Origin of the sequence: Mesobacterium pallidum (assembly GCF_019966535.1) — a bacterium.
In the GTDB taxonomy this organism is placed as follows: Bacteria; Pseudomonadota; Alphaproteobacteria; order Rhodobacterales; family Rhodobacteraceae; genus Mesobacterium; species Mesobacterium pallidum.
Genome location: NZ_JAIMID010000023.1, coordinates 24,861 through 45,358, shown reverse-complemented (window position 1 = coordinate 45,358; position 20,498 = coordinate 24,861). Strand labels below are relative to the sequence as shown.

24 protein-coding genes are annotated in these 20,498 nt (G+C 65.8%); all 24 read right to left on the bottom strand.

What is annotated here, in order from left to right; translation table 11 throughout:
* Nucleotides 1–14: 14 nt before the first annotated feature.
* Nucleotides 15–1,832 (bottom strand): hypothetical protein, encoded by a 1,818-nt coding sequence (locus MF270_RS24080; RefSeq protein ID WP_238368292.1) that lies wholly within the window; start codon nt 1,830–1,832, stop codon nt 15–17.
* A complete protein-coding gene (locus MF270_RS24075; protein ID WP_238368291.1) occupies nt 1,829–2,704 on the bottom strand; it encodes a hypothetical protein in 876 nt (291 codons plus the stop codon). Before MF270_RS24075 ends, MF270_RS24080 begins: the two co-directional genes overlap by 4 nt.
* 3 nt (nt 2,705–2,707) lie before the next feature.
* Entirely contained in the window at nt 2,708–3,667 is a 960-nt protein-coding gene (locus MF270_RS24070; protein WP_238368290.1) for a tail fiber domain-containing protein, read from the bottom strand.
* Nucleotides 3,668–3,670: 3 nt separating this feature from the next.
* On the bottom strand, nt 3,671–4,105 hold the full coding sequence (locus MF270_RS24065) for a GNAT family N-acetyltransferase (RefSeq protein ID WP_238368289.1): 435 nt from the start codon (nt 4,103–4,105) through the stop codon (nt 3,671–3,673).
* The gene (locus MF270_RS24060) at nt 4,102–4,515 is read right to left on the bottom strand and encodes a DUF4376 domain-containing protein (RefSeq protein ID WP_238368288.1); all 414 of its coding nucleotides are present in this window, start codon (nt 4,513–4,515) and stop codon (nt 4,102–4,104) included. Before MF270_RS24060 ends, MF270_RS24065 begins: the two co-directional genes overlap by 4 nt.
* On the bottom strand, nt 4,512–4,910 hold the full coding sequence (locus MF270_RS24055; protein WP_238368287.1) for a hypothetical protein: 399 nt from the start codon (nt 4,908–4,910) through the stop codon (nt 4,512–4,514). The genes MF270_RS24060 and MF270_RS24055 overlap by 4 nt, the downstream gene beginning before the upstream one ends.
* A 3-nt stretch (nt 4,911–4,913) precedes the next feature.
* Nucleotides 4,914–5,495 carry a hypothetical protein gene (locus MF270_RS24050; RefSeq protein ID WP_238368286.1) on the bottom strand — a complete coding sequence of 194 codons (582 nt, stop codon included), beginning with the start codon at nt 5,493–5,495 and terminating at the stop codon, nt 4,914–4,916.
* Nucleotides 5,492–7,093 carry a hypothetical protein gene (locus MF270_RS24045; RefSeq protein ID WP_238368285.1) on the bottom strand — a complete coding sequence of 534 codons (1,602 nt, stop codon included), beginning with the start codon at nt 7,091–7,093 and terminating at the stop codon, nt 5,492–5,494. Before MF270_RS24045 ends, MF270_RS24050 begins: the two co-directional genes overlap by 4 nt.
* Nucleotides 7,094–7,096: 3 nt before the next feature.
* The gene (locus MF270_RS24040) at nt 7,097–7,900 is read right to left on the bottom strand and encodes a hypothetical protein (protein ID WP_238368284.1); all 804 of its coding nucleotides are present in this window, start codon (nt 7,898–7,900) and stop codon (nt 7,097–7,099) included.
* Between the two features lie 15 nt (nt 7,901–7,915).
* A complete protein-coding gene (locus MF270_RS24035; protein WP_238368283.1) occupies nt 7,916–8,590 on the bottom strand; it encodes a phage adaptor protein in 675 nt (224 codons plus the stop codon).
* A gap of 36 nt (nt 8,591–8,626) precedes the next feature.
* Nucleotides 8,627–9,139 carry a hypothetical protein gene (locus MF270_RS24030; RefSeq protein ID WP_238368282.1) on the bottom strand — a complete coding sequence of 171 codons (513 nt, stop codon included), beginning with the start codon at nt 9,137–9,139 and terminating at the stop codon, nt 8,627–8,629.
* A gap of 56 nt (nt 9,140–9,195) precedes the next feature.
* On the bottom strand, nt 9,196–9,657 hold the full coding sequence (locus MF270_RS24025; protein ID WP_238368281.1) for a hypothetical protein: 462 nt from the start codon (nt 9,655–9,657) through the stop codon (nt 9,196–9,198).
* A 58-nt stretch (nt 9,658–9,715) separates the two neighbouring features.
* Entirely contained in the window at nt 9,716–10,819 is a 1,104-nt protein-coding gene (locus MF270_RS24020; protein WP_238368280.1) for a N4-gp56 family major capsid protein, read from the bottom strand.
* Nucleotides 10,820–10,930: 111 nt separating this feature from the next.
* Nucleotides 10,931–11,194, bottom strand: coding sequence for a hypothetical protein (locus MF270_RS24015; RefSeq protein WP_238368279.1), 264 nt, complete (start codon nt 11,192–11,194; stop codon nt 10,931–10,933).
* Between the two features lie 40 nt (nt 11,195–11,234).
* Complete coding sequence (locus MF270_RS24010; RefSeq protein ID WP_238368278.1) at nt 11,235–12,260, bottom strand: hypothetical protein; 1,026 nt, start codon at nt 12,258–12,260, stop codon at nt 11,235–11,237.
* A 23-nt stretch (nt 12,261–12,283) separates the two neighbouring features.
* Nucleotides 12,284–14,491: a portal protein gene (locus MF270_RS24005; RefSeq protein WP_238368277.1), complete on the bottom strand. Its 2,208-nt coding sequence runs from the start codon at nt 14,489–14,491 to the stop codon at nt 12,284–12,286.
* Nucleotides 14,484–14,921 carry a hypothetical protein gene (locus tag MF270_RS24000; protein ID WP_238368276.1) on the bottom strand — a complete coding sequence of 146 codons (438 nt, stop codon included), beginning with the start codon at nt 14,919–14,921 and terminating at the stop codon, nt 14,484–14,486. Before MF270_RS24000 ends, MF270_RS24005 begins: the two co-directional genes overlap by 8 nt.
* The gene (locus MF270_RS23995) at nt 14,918–17,326 is read right to left on the bottom strand and encodes a Hint domain-containing protein (RefSeq protein ID WP_238368275.1); all 2,409 of its coding nucleotides are present in this window, start codon (nt 17,324–17,326) and stop codon (nt 14,918–14,920) included. The genes MF270_RS24000 and MF270_RS23995 overlap by 4 nt, the downstream gene beginning before the upstream one ends.
* Nucleotides 17,326–17,712, bottom strand: coding sequence for a hypothetical protein (locus tag MF270_RS23990; RefSeq protein WP_238368274.1), 387 nt, complete (start codon nt 17,710–17,712; stop codon nt 17,326–17,328). The genes MF270_RS23995 and MF270_RS23990 overlap by 1 nt, the downstream gene beginning before the upstream one ends.
* Nucleotides 17,709–18,467 (bottom strand): terminase small subunit, encoded by a 759-nt coding sequence (locus MF270_RS23985; RefSeq protein ID WP_238368273.1) that lies wholly within the window; start codon nt 18,465–18,467, stop codon nt 17,709–17,711. The genes MF270_RS23990 and MF270_RS23985 overlap by 4 nt, the downstream gene beginning before the upstream one ends.
* A gap of 419 nt (nt 18,468–18,886) precedes the next feature.
* The gene (locus MF270_RS23980; RefSeq protein WP_238368272.1) at nt 18,887–19,561 is read right to left on the bottom strand and encodes an MT-A70 family methyltransferase; all 675 of its coding nucleotides are present in this window, start codon (nt 19,559–19,561) and stop codon (nt 18,887–18,889) included.
* Nucleotides 19,558–19,998 carry a hypothetical protein gene (locus MF270_RS23975; RefSeq protein ID WP_238368271.1) on the bottom strand — a complete coding sequence of 147 codons (441 nt, stop codon included), beginning with the start codon at nt 19,996–19,998 and terminating at the stop codon, nt 19,558–19,560. Before MF270_RS23975 ends, MF270_RS23980 begins: the two co-directional genes overlap by 4 nt.
* The gene (locus MF270_RS23970; RefSeq protein WP_238368270.1) at nt 19,995–20,276 is read right to left on the bottom strand and encodes a hypothetical protein; all 282 of its coding nucleotides are present in this window, start codon (nt 20,274–20,276) and stop codon (nt 19,995–19,997) included. Before MF270_RS23970 ends, MF270_RS23975 begins: the two co-directional genes overlap by 4 nt.
* Nucleotides 20,277–20,286: 10 nt before the next feature.
* Nucleotides 20,287–20,496 (bottom strand): hypothetical protein, encoded by a 210-nt coding sequence (locus MF270_RS23965; RefSeq protein ID WP_238368269.1) that lies wholly within the window; start codon nt 20,494–20,496, stop codon nt 20,287–20,289.
* Nucleotides 20,497–20,498: the final 2 nt, after the last annotated feature.

Sequence of the window (20,498 nt, the reverse complement as noted above, 5' to 3'; positions counted from 1 at the left end):
GCGCGGCGGGGAACCTATCGTTCGCCGTAGATCGGGACGGAGGCCGGGTCGATGCCGGGCGCGCCGCCGGATGCCCGGCCGCGTCTGACCATCTCCAGCACGTATTGGCGCTGCTGGCCAGGCGAGAGCAGCCGGAAGTTGGGGTCGCCGGTCGTCGGGTCGGAGAACACCTTGATGTAGTCGGTGATCTCCTTCTCGGACGGCTCCTTGTCCAGTGCGGTCGCGCGGCCCTGCTCGAATGCAGCCCAGCGGCGCTCGAATGCTGCCTCAGCGGACAGGTGCTCGATCCCGAGGCGGTAGAGGTCATCTTGACCTTCCACGACCTGCGTGAACTTCTCACCCGTCGCCTCGTTCTCGAAGGTGATGCGCGCCTTTCCCTGCACCAATGCGCCATTCTCGCGCATGAAGCCGCTTTCCTCGGGCACGATGCGATAGCCGTCATCGAAGAAACCCTTGGTGTTGTAGGCGGCGGCGATGCCATCCACGAAGCCCTTTTCGTCTCCGCGCGTGGCGGCAAGAACGGCGCGTGACCAGTGGCCTTGGGCCGTTTTCACATTCCGGTCCTTGAGGAAGTCCACGAATGCCTTGGCCTTCTCGGGCTGGCCGGCCTTGATGTAGGCGTTGACGATCTTCGGCGCGACACGCTGGGTATAATCGTCCTGGAAGGCCGAAATCATGCGGCTGTCCTTGGCGGCGGCTGGCGTCGTCGGGTCGATGCCTATTGAGGCGGCGGCGGTTTGAACGGCGGCGGCAGCAGCTCGCGTCGGGGACGGAGCGGCGTCTGTGCTTGGCGCGGACGGTGCGGCCGGGGCGGTGGTGGGGGCCGCCGGGGCGCCGGCCGGGGCGGTAATGGCCGGGTTGGCACCAGGCGCCGCGCCCGGCGCGGGGGTCGGCGCCGAATTGGGGGCGGTGGGCGCGGGTGCTGCGGGCATGGCCGTCTGGGCCGGAGACTGCTGCGGCGCGTATGTGTCGGCCGGGGCCGAAGGTGTGGCGAGTGCGCCCGGAATGGCGGGCGCGACCGGCGCGGCATCCGGCCCGGTCGGCGGTTGAGGTGGCATCTCCATGACGATGCCGGGGGCTTGCATCTGCCCCGGCCCCTGCTGGGTCCGAGACAAGGCGGCGGCCTCCCTGGCGTCGTCCATGACCGCCGTGGGGTTGCTGGGACCATCGCCAGTGACGAGGTTCTTGGCTGCGATCCAGAGAGCCCGGCCCGGGACGGTCTTCGGGGCAGGCTCGGGCTTGGCCGCGCTTGCCGGCATGACGCCGGGCGCGGGATCATAGGCGGGCGGCTGCGCATCGGCCATGACAGGGGGCAGGCCCGGGGCGGTGCGCGACACCGGGCCGGTCTGCGCGTCAGGAGCCGTGGGCGAGCGATCTTCGCCCGGAAGGGTCATGCCGGGTGCGGTCGTCTTGGCGTCCGGCTGGGGGGCGGATTTCGGAGCCGGGCGGGATCGGGGCCGCGTGGGACCGCGCGCCTCGGCGTCATCGATTCCGTCGATGCCGATGCCGAGTTCTCCAAGCAGGTACTCACCATAGGCCTGGTCGGCTTCCTTGCCCGCGTCCTCTGCCTCGATCCGGCGGGCGCGGTCCTCGTCCTCCTGGCTCCATTCGGTCTCGGCGCGGCCCCGGCTTTTCCGGGTCCAGTCGCGGTCCTCGATTCCGATTTCGCGGGCACGGTCGCGCTCTTCGCGGGTCCAGTCGCGATCCTCGCCTTCCCATTCCCAGCGCTGGTCATCACGCTCACGCTGGCGCTTCTTGTCCTCCCATCCCTGGCGGGCTTCGCGGCCCTTGAAGAAGCCTTCCACGGCGGCGGCAAAGGGGCTCATGCTCATCGGGGGCCTCCGTTCGGGTCAAAGAGGATGTTGGATGCTGGCAGGACGCCGATGCCGGGCGGTGCCGGCGGCGCAACGGCCGGATCCGGCTCGGCCTCGAGGGCAATGCCGGGGGCGCGACCAAGGGGCTCCACGGCGATCTCCGTTGACGGGTCAGACCGGCCCAGCGGTTTCAGGTCATTGCGGTCAAGCGCCCCGGGCGGCGGGCTCCGGCGGGTGGGGCGCGACCACTCGCCGCCGGAAATGCCGAGGTAGCGCGCCGCGTTGCGCTCGTGGTCGGCCATCTGCTTGAAATACTTGTCAGCGACGGTGCCCGGGGCCCCGCCGTTGTTCGCATCGCTGGCCTTGAAGCGGTAGGGGCTTCCGGCGTTGATGATCGAATAGGCGTTGAGCCCGTTCATGCCCGGCTTCCAGCCGCGATCCCGGAAGTAGCGCACGATGGCGCCGTCGCGCCCCAGCTGCGACCGGATCGGGTCGTTCCAATCGACGCCATACTGCCGCGCCTGCGGGACGCCCCACTGGATCAGGCCACGGTGCTGCCCCCATTGCGTCGTCGGGCCGGGCTGGCGCGGATCGAAGGTGCCGGCGGTCTCGTAGGAAATCAGCTTGGCGACCTCAATGGGCGGCAGGCCCAATTCGTCGGCGGTCTCATAGATGCCGCGGCGGATGTCGTCCCGGTCCTGGTCTCCGGTGCTGGGCGGATAGTATGCGCCGGTGCCGTATTGGCTGTCGCCTCCGGCGAACACACCTGGCGTGCGATAGGGGCTGTAGGCGGGCCGTTCGGAGCGCGCATCCTCTGCCTCACGGTCCTTGCGGGCCGAGTAGGACGAGGCGAACCCCTCAAGCGCGGCAGCGAGCGGCGAAACGGTCATGGTTCAAGCCGCCTCCCCGATGCCGACGCCCTTGCCCTTGGTCAGCTTGTCGACCTTGGCGTTCAGTTCCTTGACGGCGCCCAGCGTGATCCCGAAGGCATCGGCCACGTTGATGGTCTTGCCGTCGCCCAGCCCGGTCGCGGCCGTGAAATCCTCCGCATAGGGGCCGACATGCTCGCCGCCGTCGCCCAGCCCCTCCTTGTAGTTCCAGCGCTCGACCGGCACGCCCTCCAGCGCGTCGAGGATGCCCGGCGCCTCGCGCTTGTTCTCCTTCGCCTCCTTGGAGGAAAGGAAGCCTGCTGGCAAGAAAGCGCCGGCGATCTGCCCAAGCGCGCTGCCGATGCCGGCCAGTCCATTCTGGCTGGCCTCCCAAGAGGCCATCTGCTGGCCGTACTGCTGGTTGAGCAGGTCACCCTGCGCCTCGTACCCATTGATGGCGCCATTGAACCCCGCGCCGGCCGCTGTGTTGGAGAGGCCGATGCTGGTTGCCGGGTTCACGGCCATGCCGTTGCCCATGTTGATGACGTTCGACTGCATCTGGCGGGCGGTGTCGTCCACGCGGCTGCGCGCCATGTTTCCGGCCCCGGCGGCCGCCAGTGCTTCGGCGTTCCCCTGCTTCTGGGTTTCCGCCTGGTATCGCCCGGAGCGCGGATCGACGCCGCTGGCGATCAGGCTGCGCTCATTGGCCTGGCGCTGGATGGCCTGCTGCTGACGCACGTCCGCGACGGCCTTGTCGGCCTCCATCGCCTTGCGCTCAGGGCTGGACCAGGACGCCGCATCGGCGATGTACCTGTCCTCGACCGGGCGGAACACTTCGAGGTAGCGGTTGCGGTCTTCCTCGGCCCAATCGTTCGTGATGTCGGCCTGACCCTGCATCCAGGCGAAGAAGTCTTCACCCAGCTCCGCGGACTTGAGGGCCGCTTTGCCGATGTTCTTGTCCGGTTTCGGTGCGCTTCCGCCCATGGTTCAGTCCTCCAACCAGCCACACTCGCTTGCGAGCATGCCCATCACGATGTTGTCGGACCCATCCTGTGCCCCGGCCCTGATGCGCCCCTCGAAGGTGAACCCGAGGCGCAGCGCCATGACCTGTGCCGCCACATTATCAGCCGGGATGGTTCCCGTCACGCGCCGCAACTCGTGCTCTTCGAAAATCCAGTTGAACACGCGCCGCAGCACGGCCCGGTTCAACACGTCGCGGCTCCCGTCAGAGACCACGTGCACCTGCGCATTGTGGATCCCGATCTGGTCGAGGATGACGGCGCCGACGATCTTGCCGCCCTCGGCGGTGGTGCGCACGATGGTCATGACCTCGGCGTCGGGCGCGTAGCCCTTCACCTTCATGGTTGTCCTGGCCCATGCGAGCCCGCGACCGTGCAGGTGAGGAGTTGCAAAGATGGTCATGGCCAATGCCCCGCGTCCTGAACCGTTTCTCCCGGCCCGAGCCCCGTGTCCTTGAGCGCCCGCGCCGCGTTGATGTGGGTGAAGACGTGATCGAAGAGGGCGGCGCCAAAGGCGACCACGGTTGGCGCGTCCATGGTGACGCTGGCATTGCTGGCGTCGATCCACGCGAAATCCACCCCGGCGTCGTACCAGCGCAGGTCTGCGGCCAATGCGCCGCCGTCGATGGCAGACCGGGCGATGGCGGCGGCGGCCATGATGCGCTCGCGGTCCTCGGGGCCGCTGTCGAAGGTGTTGGCGCCATAGGTGAAGCCAGCATCAATCCGGCGGTCGCGCTCCTTGTTGACCGCCGCGGCGAATACCGGGTCGATGGTGGCCAGTGATGCGGCCGAGCGGGACAGGTTGACGGTCATGTGATGGTGAACCTCCAGACCGTTATCATGGCGGGCAGGGGGGCGGTCACGGTGATCTCGTAATCCCCGGGATCGGCGAACACGAAATCCTCGCTGTAACCGTCGCTGGGCGCGGTCGTGATGCTCATGAACTCGTTCCCGCTCAGGTCGAACACCTGGATGATGGTTCCGGTCGGACACCCTGCTACGGTGACGGTGCTGCCGGACTTGGTAGGGATCGGCGATTGCGGGCGGTTGGAGATGGTGAGGGGGGCGAGGCTTTCCACGACCTTGGTGACAAGCTCGGCCGGTGTGAGCCCTGCGTTGATCGCGGTCGCGCCGCTGGGGACGGTGCGGGCAAGTCCGGCCTCGAGGACAGCGCCGGTGGATCCGTCAAGGCGGGCGAAGAGCTGCATGGGTCAGGCCCTCACCGGGAACGCGGTCAGGCCCCAGCGCCGCAGGTTGTCGCGCGATGCGGCCGCGTTGCCCGGATCAAGCTCGCAGGTCAGGCGGGCATCGATCGATGCGGCGTTCCTCATGATGTGGCCGATGTGCGATGCATCCTGCCACGCACCGGAACCTGTGGCATCGCTTTGCCAGAGCGTTTCCCAATCGCCCCATCCGAACGCGTCGAGCGCCCGGTATTCCAGCTTCAAGCTGGTCGTGCCGGAAGGGCCTGCGTCGGGAGACCTGATCTCGGCGGCGCAGCCGATGATCCAGACCGACGAAAAGGTCGTGTCGCCAAGGTCTGTCAGCGCGGCCACCGTGGCGCCGTCATCCGCCTCCTGAGCGTCTATCGACATGGTGGCGCCGCCCTTGCTGGCGACCAGGGAAGCCGTTGCCGCGGCTGATGCTGCGGCAGACGAGGCGGCCGACCTGATCCCGCTGATGATCCGGTCATAGTCCGTCAGCTCGCGCACGGTGACGGCGCGGTCAAGCAGGCTCCCGCGCCGCCCGGCCAGAACCTCCACGATTTCGACAAGGCGCGCGTCACCGATCATAGCCGGTTCATCTCATCGAAGGTCTCGGACATGACGATGCTTTGGACGGTCATGGTGGTGATGACGCGGATATGCCATTCGCTTGAGATGAAGCCGCTTGGGAGCCGCAGGTATTCGTTGGCGTTCTGGAGGCCAATGGCTTCGAACACCTTGGTCTTGTCGGCCCAGACCTGGACGGTGAACGTGTCGCCCGCGTTGTTGTTGGAGGCATCCACACGCAGCACCCCGAAATTCACCATCTGAGGCGTGATGAAATCCTTGCTCCACCATTCCTGTTCGAGGCAGTCGGCGCTGTCGAAGTCGTCCCATTTCACGATGGAGACACCATCGTCCAACAGCAGGTAGATGGTGCCATCGGTGGCCGGCGGGGTGAAGGTGTCCAGAAACTCGGTTTCGAACTGCACCAGGAAGGGCTGGGCGCCGGTCAGGTCGATCATGGCAGAGCCGCCGGTGGTGTCGACCAGCTTGCCGGCGTGGGTGAAGAAGTAGCGGCCGTCATGGCGCGCGGCGACAATCGATGCTGGATCGGCGGCGTTCCACTGGTGCATGGTGAAGAGGGGGCGCGAGACGACGCTGGCGCTGCCGGAGGTGATCTGCACCAGACCCTCGGGCGACGAGTAGATGGCGGCGTATCCGAGGTCCACGATGCTCTTCTTCGCGAGGCACGGCAGGTTCTCTTCGATCTTCTCCATCGACATGTTGGACGGGTGCGTGCCCTGCGCTCGGTAAGGCGTGCCTTCGGTCATGATGGCCAGGAACGAGCCGAAGGAGGCGAGCCCCACGATGTCGAAATCCGTGGTCAGACGGTACTTGTTGGGCCAGGCGTGCGGCCGGTAGGGCTCGGAGAACAGAAGCTCCTTGCCGTCGAAGGCCGCCATGATCCCGTTCGGCAACGCGATGAGCCCCGCCATGTCGTCGGGCGGGGTGTCGTAATCCGCGCTCTCCAGCAGGGTTTGCAGCGGGTCCACGGCGTCGTCATAGGTGTAGCTGAGCCCGCCCGTCCACGCGATCTCCTTCACCAGGTAGAGGTCGGTCGTGCCAAGCAGGCTGGTCTGGCTGCGGTAGATGCGGATGGTGTCGATCTCACGCCCCGAGGGCGGCGCGGTGAAGCCGTTCACTGTCAGGGTGACGCCGCTGCTCCAGCTGATCGCCGTGGAGAGCGGAGACAGGGGCGATTCCTCTCCGAAGGACGTCACATAGGTGTAGCCGAACAGGATGTCGGCCGCGATGTCCTCGTCTGGCGTGCCGGTGTCGATGGCAACGGCCGGCGCGGCAACCGGAGCCGCGAGGGCAAGGGGATAGGTCGATCCGCCGGCATACATCTTGGGCACGCCATCGCCGGTGATGTAGAGGCGGTCGGACGCGATGTGGCCGGGCGCCGCGTCTACATCTGCATTCCAGGAGAGCCAGGAGCCGCCGTGACGGTAGATGGTCTGCGCTGCGGCGCCCAGCGTGGTTTCGGCCGCGCTTGCCCTGACCGGATCAAGTTCGCCGCCGCTCAGACGGGAATTGATGGCCGTGCGGCCGTAGCCGTCAGGCAGGAGCCGCGCGCCGCGCTTCGGGGCGGCGCCTTTGAAGTCTGTGATTGCGATCCGCATGTCTCAGCACCATTGCGTGCGGGACCGGACGGGCGCGCGCTGTTGGCCCGAAACGGACTGGCGGTGCTTGGCGTCCTTGAGGCGCTGGAACAGGGCGCGGTGATATTCGGCCATCTTGGGGTCGTAGACGTCGATCAAGCTCTTGGTGTTGTAGAGGATCGCGAGGGCGCCGTGCATCAGCTCGGTCGAATGGCTCAGCACGAGAAAGCGCGGCAGCACCCCGAACTGGTCGGTGATCGCCTCCGCGCCGCCGGAGACGAACCGGCGCTCTGACGTGGGCTTGAGAAAGAGGCTGATGCGAACATTTCCCACGGCATAGGGCATCACGGCCAGCGTATTCGGGCTGATCTGCGTGATGTAGCGCGGAACGCCGGCGCCGTCCTCGGCCAGCATCGACGGGTCGGCGTCGGTGTACTGCGTGGGCAGGAGCGGGATGTTGCCGTCCAACCAGATCGCGTCCTCGATTTCGTGGATCATGGCGTGATCGGGGATGAAGATGGCGCCGTCCTGGGTCAGCACGGGATGGATCGCGACGTAGCGCCAGCAGCGCGTCTCCATGCAGAAGTCGATGGCCGCCTGTTTGATGGCCTGGTCGATCAGCGTAATGGGCGCGGACGGCGTGCTGGGCTCGACAAAGCGGCGCAGGTCGCTGATGGGAAGGGTGGCGTTGACGCCGGTGGTGGCCGGATCGTTGAGCGGCGCGCCGCCGTCGATCTCGACCACGCGCACCTGGTCTGCGGGACCGCCGGCATCCAGAGACAGGGCCGGCAGGTCGTCATAGGGGCCGCCCCCGTCGATGTCTGCCATGGGTGGCGCTCCTTATCAGACCTTGCCGATCTGCTCGGCCGCTTCGTTGTTGGCCGCCTCCACCCCAAGCGCGCGCTGGAACTGCCCGAGGTGCTGGGCGGCGCGCTGGCTGGAGTTGGGCATGTTCGCGTCCTTCTGGAAGGCGCGGTACAGCACGTAGTCGAGGATGACCGGGTGGTATTCATCGCCGATGGCGATGGTCAGGGCATCGTAGCTGTCGATGGACAGCGGATTGGCCGGGGCCGCGATGATGGTGGGCGCGACGGCCACGAGGGCCGTGACGGATCCGGTGCCATCGTTGCCCGGGCAGACCATGAAGGATTTCCGGCTGATCTTGGGGTCGTGGACGTAGTGAACCACGCCTGCGGTGCGCGGCAACACGGCCGGATCGCGCCACGCGCCGATCTGGCTGTCGAGGATATGGCGCTCCAGCTTGGTGACGCGCCCGGTCCCGTCAGCGTTGCCGCGGATTTCCATGAGCGCATAGTAGGAGGCGCCAAGATCCTGGTCGACGCCGGCCACCAGGTCGATGTCCTCGACCGATGCGAAGGCGGTCGGGTAGGTCTGCACGATTTCGAGCTGGGCGTTGTTGACCCACTTGAGCAGCTCTGGCAGCGTCCACCGCACGCTGTTGCTGTCGTTCAGGATGGCTTGCGCCTCGCGCATGATGTCGCCGACCGTGAAAGCCATGTTGCTGCTCCGTCAAAGGCGCTCGCGGCGCCGGGGTTACTGGTTTTCGGCCAGCTTGGCGTCGATCTTGGCGACGAGGGTTTCCGGCTTGGTCGCCGGGTGCGGGGCCTTGCCGAAGAGGCGAAGATGCTCATCGATCAGCTCTTCCTGGGTGCGGCCGCCATAGGTGGGCACCATGTCGCCCTCTTCGGGCGCCCCATCGGGCTCTTCGGCGGGCTCTTCCTCGGGGTCGAAGTCCTCGAGGTCGTCGTCGCCGTCCGGCTCCGGCTGCACGACCGGGACGTCGGTGATCGCCTCCGGGGCCGGAACGGGATCGGTCGCCGGCGCGGGCGAGGGATCGATCACCGGGGCCGGGTCGGGCTCGGGCTGTTCCAGCAGCGGTGCGAGGCTGTAGCCTTCCTTGATCGCCAGAAGCGTGGCGGCGTGGGCCGGATTGTCGACCATGGCCACATGCAGGCCGTCCTCGAGGCGCTCCTTGAAATGGTAGGTCGAGGTTTCGAGGTTGACGCGCGTCCCGCCGGGGCGGTGGAGTTTGCACTGGATCAGCATGGTTCTTCCTGTCCCGATTTCAGGTGATCGGCGGGCGGTCTGTGCCGCCCTGCCGGTTAGCGCACGGCCATGTACTTGACGATGAGCCGCAGGGTTTCGCCGCCCGCCGTCTGGTTCGCGCTGATGATGGCGCCGATGGAGCGGTCGTTGTCGTAATCGACCGTCTGCGTCATCTTGTTGGCGACGGTCATGGAGGCGTTGCCCGGATCGATGTCCAGCGCGGGGAAAAACTGGTTCCCGCAGGTGCGCGGCGAGCCGTCATCATTGGTGTCGGCGCCGACCTTGCCGCTCATGTAGCCGACAGCGGCGGTGAGGCCGGTTCCCCAGCCGTTGCCCGCGCCATCGACGTCGATGACCTTGCACCCGGCCGGAACGACGCCGAACTCGATGATGTCGGTCGAGGCGACGTAATCCTCGGTCAGGGTGAAATCGAACGGGACGGCGATCACGACGCCGCAGCCGCCGGTGTTGATGGGCGCCTTGCGGCGGTTCCCGTATTCGTTGCGATGGATGGTCATTGTCCTGGGTCTCCTGGATCAGCTTGCGCGAAAGGGGCGGGTTTCCCCGCCCCATTCATCATGCTGCGTTCGGGTCTGCGGCTGCGGTGTCGATGGCGATCACACCGAAGTCTTTGTTATTGAAGCGAGTTTTCTTGCAGCCGAGGATGAATCCGCCGACGACAACGGGCTCGTTTTCGTAGTCGCGCTTGTCCTCGATCCAGATGCCCCGGCGGCCATTGGGCGTGCCGTAGGCGACGACACCGGCCTGACGGGCCAGCATCAGTGCCCGGGCGGCCTGAACGTTGCCACCGGCGCCGTAGTCGTTGAACCGGATGGCGTTCTCATGCTTGTGCAGCACGGTGTCATCGATCATGCCCAGGCCGCCGGCGAAGATGCGGTTCTTGCTGCCCTCGGCTGCGGCGGCCGCCTTCTGGATGTCCAGCCAGTTGCCGGCGCCTGCGTCGGTGCGCATGTCGTAGGCCTGGAACGGCGACATGACGACGACATAGCGCTTGGAGCCTTCGATCATGACCGGCACCATGGAGGCGCTGTCGGGATCGGTGGCGTGCATCATCTCGGCCTTGGTGTTGGCCTTCTCGATGACGGAGCGGGTCATCTTGTCCGAGGCCGTGAGCGTGGCCTTGGACGTGGCCGAGCCGCCGTAGAGAATGTGGCTCGTATCGGGCGCCTGGAACGGGTTCTGCGCACGGCCCGTGTAGTTCAGGCCGGTCTTGAAGTTCTCGTTCATGCCGCGGGCGCCGGAGAGGTACATGAAGTACATCTCATCGAAGAAGGCAGACCAGTAGAGGTTCAGGTTGCCACGGGCGGTGGTGCGCAGGTTGTGGACGGTGCGCTTGCGCGACATCCGGCCGCCGGCGGATGCGGGCTTCCGGGTCTGATCGATCTTCACCTCGTCGGTGTAGAAGCGCAGCGTCTCTTCCGTGCCTTCGGCGCGGTTGTCGCCTTCGACGGGCTCGGACTTGAACTCGACGCAGAGGTCGAACTGCACGGTGTCGCCCGCTTCGCCCTCAAGCTCGGTCTTCTGTTCGATGATGTTGTTGTTGCCCTTGCCGACAAAGCGGCGCGTGAACCAGGTGTTCTTGTCCACATCGTGAGCCAGTGCGGTGGACCAGGCTTTCTTGGCCTTCGGGTCCCCCCATGCGATGACAGTCGTCGCCATTTTGGACGCTCCATGCGTTTGGTTGCATGGGCGCGTCCTGCGCCACTTCTATGATGCCTTACGACATATCGTATTTCTGGCGGGTTTTCCACCACATAAAGTGGCTGGCCGCTATCTGGCGCTCATGGCCGCTGCAGGAGCGCTCTTTTCGTGGATGATGAGGACATCGCGGGGCGCCTCGATCACCAGGCTTGGCTTGCGCTTGTTCTCGTTCATCTCGCAGGAAATCGTCGCGCGATCGATGGCGAGGATCTGGTCTTTCGCGCCGTAATATAGCGCGAACGTGAAGGTTCGGCGGCGCGCACTCTCGAGCCACGACAGGCGCACCTTGGTACGGGTAGACGCCTCGCAGTAGAGGCGATGGCCGGCGATCACGAGGCAATCGCCGGCCGATATGACCTTGTGCAATGGCACCCTAGAGGTTCCCCATCAGGTAGGCATCCTGCTGCTCGGGCGACATGCGTTCGAAAGCGGTCTCGGCATCGACGGCGCTCAGCTTTTCGAGCTTCTGGAATGCCGTCTCCGTGTCGGACATGGCCGAGGCCGGCATGTCGCGCAGCGTCTTGGGCGGCTCGGCCTTGGCGGCCTTCGGGCCAAGAGCAGCCTCGCGCTTCTGCTCGGCGGTGGGCGCGGCGGGCTTGGGATCCGCCTTGGCCTTCGGCGCGGCGCCGGGCTGCGGCACGGTGATGCCCAGCACCTCGGCGTCGGTCGCGAGCCGCTTGTGAGCCAGGGCGAGCTTCTGGGTCATGGAGAGCTTCTGGATCGCCTCGCTGGTCGATCCGTTCACGGCGCGGACGTAGCTGTCATAGTGCTTGCGCACCTCGGGATCCGCGAAAATCTCAGCATTGCTCTTGGCGTAGGTCTGAACGGTCTGGTTCCAGGCGTTCATCCAGCGCTCGTTGTCCCGGCGGGCATTGAACAGCGCCTCGTTGGCCTGGTCGCGCTCGGCGGTGAGCGCGGTCATCTTCTGCTGGTACTCGGCGTCGGTGATCTCGCCATCGGAAAGATCATCGAACGCCTTCTTCATGGCCGCATCCACCTGGTCCACGGCCGCCTTGGCCGCGTTCGGGTCGGGATAGGCGCCGTACTCCTCCTGCTGCGCACGCGCCTTTTCCGGCTCTTCGTCGCCGTCCGCGGCTTCCTCTTCGGCGGCCTCGGGCTTGTCCGACTCAGCCCCGGTCTCAGCCTCTTCCTCGGCCTCGCCGCCTTCGGGATCCTTGATCGCGATGGGGTCATCGTCGTCAAGCGACGGCTCGTCGCCGGTCTCGTCCTCGGCGGGGAAGCTGGTGGCAAACTTGCCCTGGTCTTCCAGTTCCTTGAGCGCTTCGATCTCTTCTGCGGAGAGCAGGTCGTCGCGGTCGTTGGTGGTGTCGGGCAGCACAGCTTCGCTGTTGAAGCCCAGCACTTGGCCGGAGATGCTGCTGTTCTCGGTGGTGGTCATGGATCGTTCCTTCCTTGGCTGGATCACATGGGCGCCGGGGCCATGGCCGGTTGCGGCGGCATGGGCGGCATGGGCGGCATGGTGAAGCCTGCGCTTTCGAGCAGGCGGTCAGCGACCGGCACGAGGGCGCGCTTGGCGAGGATTTCGCCCGCGACATCGACGGCCTTCTGGTGCGCGTCGAGCCGGGTGGCTGCGAGGCCAGCCTGGTTCTTGCTGGCGGTCGATTCCGCAGCTGCGGCCTGTGCGCGCTTGGCGGCGGCCTCGGCCTTCTGCATGTCGAGTGCGATTTCGCGCTCCTCGGAGGCCGCCTGTGCCTGCGCTTGCTGCATCTGGAGCAGCTTGGCGGTCTCTGGATCGGGGTTCTTCAGGTCCGCATCGGGGTCGATCTGACCGGTCAGCATGCGGACGCGGCGCACGACCTCATCGCGGTTGGGGATGTCCATGCTCTCGATGATGAGGTCGAGCAGGGACGTGATGATGCGCGGCTCTACCGGGCCGATGTCCTTGGCCATGGCCAGAAGCTGTTCGACGCCGGCCTGCCGGAGCGTGGCGTGCCAGGCGCTTTCCGAGATGATGAAATCCGCCTTGGTGCGGATAATGTCGTTCTCGGGCAGGCCATCGTTGACCGTGACGTAGGTCGGCGCGCCACGTTGGTTCGTGATGCGGAACTTTTTCTGCTCCGTCATGAACTGCTCGATCAGCGAAAGCTCCTTCTCGCCGTGGATCTGGCGGGCGAGGCGCAGGTTGTCGAAGAGGATGCTGGTGGCCAGTGATCCCTGGTCCTGCCGGGCGATGATGGCCTTGCCGCTGGAGGCGTTGGTCTCGCGGCCCAGGTTCTCGTCCGTCACGCCGGATGCCGTCTGCATGAGGGCAATGGTGGCGCTCATCATGTTCAGGTGGGCCGTGTCGAGCCCTCGGTCGCTGTCGAGGTCGAGCCGCTTGTTGGGGCGCGTGACGATGATCGCGTCGGGGCGGCCCACTTCGTTGGCGAATGCGTCGAGGTCATCGACGGCGCCCTCTTCCATTATGACGCGGTTGGACGACATGATGGCGAGGGCCTTGGAGGCGCGTTTATTCACGTCGCGCTGCATGCCCTTGAGGTTGCGGATCATGCCGTAGGGCTGACCGTTCCGGCCCCGGCGGTAGCCCCAGATCGGGGTGAAGGGGTAGGCGTTGTGCCGGTAGGGGCTCTCGGCGTGGTAGATGGGGCCCACGGTCGTGAAGATCATCACGAACATGCGCATGACGGTCGTGTGCTTGATGGTGGCAAGCCCGGCGATGACCTCGCCCCGGTGCCCTTCGCTGGCGTTGTCGAAGACCTCGCCCGCGAACTGGCCGCCGCGCATGACCGGCCGGACCTCGGGCCGCACGTACCAGCCTTCGATCAGGCGCAAGCGTTCGCGCCCGGCGCCCGCGAAGTCGATCCCGGCGCTGGCGCCTGCGTATTCCGCGTCTTCCTCGGCCGCATCCATGTAATCGTCGCCGAAGGCATCGGTGATGCCGGAGAAGGCGGTGTTGGAACGCGCGGCGCGATCGATGTTGGCGTGGGCCTTCGGATCGCGAAAGAAGGCCTTGGCGATGTCCGTATCGACCCACTTGTGCCGGAACACGTAGCGCGCATCGGACATGTCCCGCTCGGTCGAGAGGCTGTCGAAGATGATGTTGCGCCACGATTCCCGCTTGGCATAGATCGGCTCGCCGCGCACCTCGTCCTGAATGCCTGCCTCGATCCAGCCGAGGCCGGTCTTGGCGCAATCGGAGAAGGCGTCGGACACGCCGAACTCGGTCCTGTTTACGTCGCTGAGGTATTTCAGCAGCTCGGTCTTGCGCTCGGCCGCCTTGCCGCCTTCCTCGGTGCGGGGCAGCACCTTGAAATCGGTGCGCGCGCGCAGCTCGGAGCCCAGCACCCAATTCACGGTCGTCGCGATCACCGGGTAGACGATGGCCTCCTGTCCGCGCTCCGCAAGCAGGGCGGCGTCCTCGGGGCGCCACTGGTAGCCGTCATAGAAATCCTCGTCCTCGGCCATCTGCGCCCGGTTCTCGGCCTGGATGTCGATCTCGCGGGCGTAGTGGCCCATCAGGCGCTGCCAGATGCGCTCATCGCGCACCTCGTCTGGCGTCATGGTTTCGTCCATCGGCTCCGGGGCGTTGTGTTCCATGCGCCCGCTGGGATCATCGGAGCGGTGCCCGGAGTAGTGCGCCGCGCGCGGGTCGTCGTAAGGGTCAAACATGGTCCGAGACCTCCTTGTGCGTCACCGATCCGGTGGTGTTGTCGGTGACGAGCAGGTCGCCGACCTTCTGATTGAGCCAGGGCGGCATGGGCGGCATCTGCGTCAGGTCGCCCAGCAGGTCGCGAACGATGGACATGATGCGGTAGACGTTCGAGCGCTGGAGGGGGTTGAGCCCCAGGTCGGCGCAGAACTCGGCGGCCATGCGCTCGGCATAGCTGTCGTCGTCGTTGGTTTCCTCGGCCCACTGGTGGGCGTTGTTCAGATGGACAACGCAAGGCCGGGCGTGGCGCGTCCCCGGTGCCATCAGGACCATGGCGGGCTCGCCGTCTTCCAGCCACCATGTGAGGAAGGCGGCCAGGTCCCCGAGCTGGTGGATGCTGTGGCTCATGCGCAGGTCCAGCGCGGGCCGGTGTCTTTTCTCGAGGCTCATACTGCCATCCCTCCGCGCGCACGGCGCTTGATTGTCGTGGATCGTCCGATGAGGGCCGGGTCGAAGCCGGTGGCCCATTGCCGCAGCGCGTCCGCGGCCTCGGTGTGGGGGTTGTCCTTGTCGGGCTCATCGCCCCAGACCTGCAGCGTGGCGTTCCAGCGCTTGCGGAACAGGGTCAGGTGTTCGATCCCGGCCTTGCACGCGGCCTCATCGAACCACGCCTCGGGGAACTTCTGCCGCAGGATGTTGATGCCGTGGGTGAAGGTCTGCACGCGCGGCACGATTTCGAAGGTCCATCGGGGCTCGATCTCGCGCAGCATGTCGACCGGCGATGCAACGCGGTCGCCCAACTGGCGCTTGGCGTCTGCATCGTGGGGCAGGAAGTGGACGCCGAACAGGTAGCCGGTGTCCTTGAGCGCCTTCACGTAATGGGCATAGCCCTTGTCCCAATCCTCGATGAAGCCGATGAAACGGTGCTGCATGCCCACGTATTGCATCAGCCAGATGGCGGTGCCGTCGCGCGCGCCGATGTCCCAGAAGGTGTGGACCTGGACGCCCTCGATGTGCGGGACCACGGTGATGCGATCCTCGGCGCGGGCCTTCTTCAGCTGCTCGGCCAGGAAGGTGCCTTCGGTCGAACGGCGCCAGCACTCGTCCGGAGTGGAGGGGAACTCCTGCCACATCATCTCCTGATCGCCGGAGAACTCTTCGTCGCGCTGCATCACGTACCAGGCGCGCTGTGCGGGCGAGAGGCTTACCGGATCGCCGACCTTGCGCCAGTAGGCTTCGATGGTCGCGAAATACTTGGCGTCGGTGGGCGAGATGGCGATGCCCGTGGGGTCGGTTTCATAGCCCGGGTCTTGGAACCAGGGGAAGAAATGGAAGGCGAACTGGCGCAGCAGCGGCTCTTGACCGGCCTCGAAGCGCGTCTGGGCCTTTGAGGCGATCTTGTAGAACTCGCCCTCCGGCCCCTCGCTGGTGCTTTCGATCACGGCGATGCCGGTCTTTGGCACGGCGGGCAGCGAGCCGGTGACGATCTCGCGGGCGTGCTTGCGGCTCTCCTTCGAGATTTTGCCAAGCTCGCTGATGTGCAGGCGGTGGATCGTGCCGGATCGCATGGACGTGGCCACGCGGATGCTGCTGTTGTTGTGCGCGAACAGAAGCTCTTCGGCCGCGTCCCTTTCCAGCGGGAAGAACTCCTTCACCTCGGGCGGCAGGTTGTCGTAGGCGAATTTCACCTTGTCGCGAAAGATCGCTTCGGCTGCTGTCAGGGTGTGGCAGATGATGCCGCAGCGCTGGTTGGGAGCGAATAGCGCATGGTCGAGGAAGAGGATCGCGATGAGGGTCGTGTTGTGGCTGACCATTCCCTCTGCGATGAAGGTGCCCGTGCTGGTCTGGAGGTCGATCATATCGACCATGCCGACCGGATCGATGCTGACGATTTCATTCCAGGCCGAGTTGTCCGCGTTTCGCTTGCCGGGCAATTCCTTGCCCTCCCAGAACCTGAAGCTCTCGGACAGGCCGCGAGTGGGGCGCGTCTGCCCCATCAGGCGGAAGATTTCATCGGACCGGCTGAAAACCAGCTTTGGGACCGGAGTGTCGCCGAACTTGGACGCTCGAGACGTGCCGTCCGCTTCGATGCGGTAGTGATACCCGCGCGACTTGGCGTAGGAGACCAGGCGATCCCATACCGGGCCCGGTCGCTGTGACACGCAGACCGACGCTCCTGACCGGGACGGCAGCGACAGACTGCCTTCACCATCGATCATGCCGCCAAACCATCCGTCTTCGACATCTGCCGCGTCCCAGGGTGTGCAGATGGAGCGAACCTGGTGACCGACCTTCAGGCTGCGCTCTGCATTTGGAGCGGCCCGGTCCATCGCGCGCCAGAAGGGTTGCTGCTTGGCCGCTGCCCTTGCCAGCCATGGGTGCTGATCGGTGCAAACGACCTCGCGACCATCCGAGAACGTGATGCGGTAGCCCATTCGGCGCACCTGACGGGCCGCTTGGACCGTCGCTGTTCGCATCTTGCGGGCCGCGCCCCTGCCGCCGGGAACGCGCTCATCTACCGACACGACCTCATCGCCGGGCCGCAAGTCACAGATGGGAACCCATCGCAAGTCGGCTGTCAGCACGCGGGTCTGCTCTTCCAGACAGAACCCGAGCTGCCGCGCTTTGAGGATCACGTTGCGGTGGTGGAGGCGCTTGAGGAAACGGCGCTGCGCCCTGTTGGGCTTGAAGGGCATGACCTGCCCGCCTTCCTCGTCGTCCTCCTTGACGATGATCTTGTAGAGGTAGCCCGAGAACATCCGCCATTCCCAATTGGGCAGGCACGAGGCAAGCTCCGCCTTGGTGCTTGGCACGAAGTCGTGCGGAATGGCGGTGATGTCCTCGAGCATCGACATCAGGCGGCGCGCCCCTTCGCCGCCAGCCGCTCCATCTGGCGCCGCACCTGGCGGCTGGGTGTGGTGTCCACGAGGTCGATGCGCTGGGTGTCCATGCGGACGATGCGCTCCTGTGCCTCGCGGGCGCGGGCGCGCTTGGCCCCGGCGCCGGTGTGCGTGGTGCGGCTGGGCTTGGTCTTGGGTTCGCGCGGCCGGGCCATGGGCTTGGGGTGCGGGCCGGTGTTCACGTTGGGCTTGCGATCGATGCCGGAGACGATGCCGTCGATCTCGTCGCGGTCGGCAGCCATGTAGCCGAGGGGCGCGCCGTCGCGCGGCTTCATCATTGCTCCGGCAACGATGGCGATGGTGGAGCGCAGCGATGCGGCGGCGCGCGTGAAAATTCTCATTGGTCGTTCTCCTGGTTGGTCGGTTTGCGTTTGCCGGTGGCGATGGGGGCGACGGATGCGCCGCCATTGCTGATGCGATGGAGGAGGGCCCCGAGGTCGCTGACGGCCTTGTTGGCGTCGTCGTCCTTGTAGAGGCCGAGGTGTTTGGCGAGGGCGTCGAGGGCGGTCTGCTGGTCGTGCAGCTTGACCTCGATGCCGTTGCGGCCCCACTTGGCGCTGGCGAAGAGCGCGGCCTCGTGTTCGGTCAACTGGTCAGACGGGGTGAGGGTCACGTCCGTCATGCCTTGGCCGTCGCACTCGGGGCATTCGGGGTTTGGATTGAGGGTGCTGCGATAGCCGATGCCGCCGTCGAACACGGGCTCATCGATCAGCGCGCGCTTGGCATCGGACAGGATGCGCCATGCCTCGTGGGCGGCCTGGAACTCGCGCTCGGTGCGCCAGTGGTAGGCGTGGTCTTGGCCCCAGCAGTAGCGGCAAGCGCCGCATGTGACCTGCACGAGCTTGCGGGGATCCGAGAAGCCGATGGCGGCATAGCGCCGGGCGACATCCAGCGCGGTGACGTCGAGCTTCTTGGCTTGTTCTTCGCGCAATTCGACGATGCGTTCGGAAACCTTAGCGATCCTTAGCAACTTGCTCGCCGTCACCTCTGCGGTTTTGGGCGCATAGCCAGCGGAGGTCGCGGCCTTGCGGCCGTTGCCATCGACCACGTAAGCGCGGGCGAATTTCTCGTGTCTGACGTTCGTGAGAGCGGGCATTTTGCTGCGATCCTGGGCCTGCTCCAAATATGCAGGAGCGGCACAAATCGCGCAACATACTGATTTATAATGGTTTTACGTCGCGTAAAGGGTTAGCCGAAAAGCTAACGATTACATAAGCATGACTCAAAATCTTGACGCTAGGGAACTGTCGTCTGACCGGCTTGTGGTGAGAAAGCCCTGCGGGCGCCGGGCTTCCACCGGCCGCGCATCGCCCCACCCGACATCCGGGCCGTGAACGCTGCTCTGACGGCCTCGCCGGGCTTGGATTACGGCATCCCTACCCAATCTTCACCGCCACCGGCCTGGGCTCCGTCCGCTCGGACCCTAACGACCTCCGGTTAGGCCGATCCTGAAAAAGCTCCGTTTCAGGATTTTGCGCGCACTGGACTGCAGTTCGCGCTCCAGTGCCTCGATCTTCATGCTGCGTCTCCTTGCGTGAAATGGTCGATCTGGTCGCCCCACGGGATCCAGCCGTCGCGCCTGGTGCGGGGGAAGAGGTCGACGCGGAGCCCGGGGTCGGACATCGCGTCGGCGGCGGCATAGGCCGCCTCGGGTTTGCGGGAATGCTCGCGGCGCACGCCGTCGATCACGGCGACCAGCTCCTCGGGCGGGATTTGTCGGTGCTGCGCGACCAGCAGCGTGCTGGTGATGTTGCGGACCTTGACCATGGGGCTTCCGCGTTTCGCGATGATGAAGGGCTCGCTGGTGGAGCGGATGCGGCGGCCGGGACCGACGAGCAGCTTGCCGGTGCGGCTGCGCTTGTTCCAGTGGCCCATGGTCGAGTAGGTGAAACCCCAGCTTTCCATGACGTTGAGCGCCTGCGGGAACATGGGGTTCGTGGCCCAGAGCCAGAGCAGGCAATCTTTGGCGGCCAGTGCCTCGACGGGCAGGCTTGCGATCCAGCTGAGGGACATGCAGCGGTAGTGGTGCCCAGGCGTCTTGCTCTTGTCGCCCTTCTCGGACCAATCCTCGAAGCGCCAAGGCGGGTCGGCCATGATGAAGGTCGCGCCGCCGAAGGGGCGGATGCGCTCGAAGTCGGCGCGGATCGCGGCGCGGTCCTTGGCGTGGGGGAGGCGCAGGGTGAGGGTCATGCCGGCACCAGGTAATCGAACATGATGATCTGGGTGAGCCCGGCCCGCGACGGGTGCGGGTCGTGGATCATCTGGCCCGCGTTGCGGTCCCAGACGACCGCGTGCAGGGGGCGGCCGGTGTTGGGGTCGGTGCGCTCGGTCATGCCGCATGCCATGAGGACGGTCGGCAGGTCGGACTTGAAGGTCTTGAGCTCGTTCGTGCGTTGCCTGCGCTTCCAGCCGTAGGTGTCGCGCAAGACCGTGAAGAACGCCTGGTTCCAGCGGCCGCGCCCATCGATCGGGTGCGGCAGGTCTTCCATGGGATCCTGTAGCAGGGTGCGCACGCAGGCCCGGAAGCAGTCGCCGTAGAGGCCGGATTCCGGGTGGTGGGGCACGGTCTGGTCGTAGAGGGACATGCCCTCGAAGGGGCGGGATATGGGGGTGAGGGAGGCGATCATGCGTCGGCCTCTGCGAAGCGCCAGGTGGGAAGCTGCGCCCGCATGACGGCCTCGCCGCGGAACAAGATGGGATCGCGGCGAATGACGATGTTGGGCGCGCCGATGTGGACCGGTTTGCTTGTGATGAGAATAGCGCCGCTGATGAGGCGATTCTGTTCAACAAACTCGCCGAAGGTTGCGAAATCGGGAAACTCAGTCTCGATAAACTGGAACGGAGGCCGTTGCCTCCTGGCCTCAAAATCGACCTCGAACCAGACCTGTACGATACATCCTTGCATGGTCATCTCCTCAGTCTCGCTCGAGGGCACGCGTGACGCGCGCGGCCTCGTGTTTGAACGTGATGTCCACGAAATCCGGGTCGAGGGCTTCGGGGTCTTCCGCCAGCGCTTGATCGATTTCGTTTGCCAGGACGGCCAGTTGCTCCCGGTAGTGGTGGCCCGCCTCGATCAGCTCGTCGCAGATGGCGCGGACGCGCTTGTGGAACTCTTCGCTGGTCATGG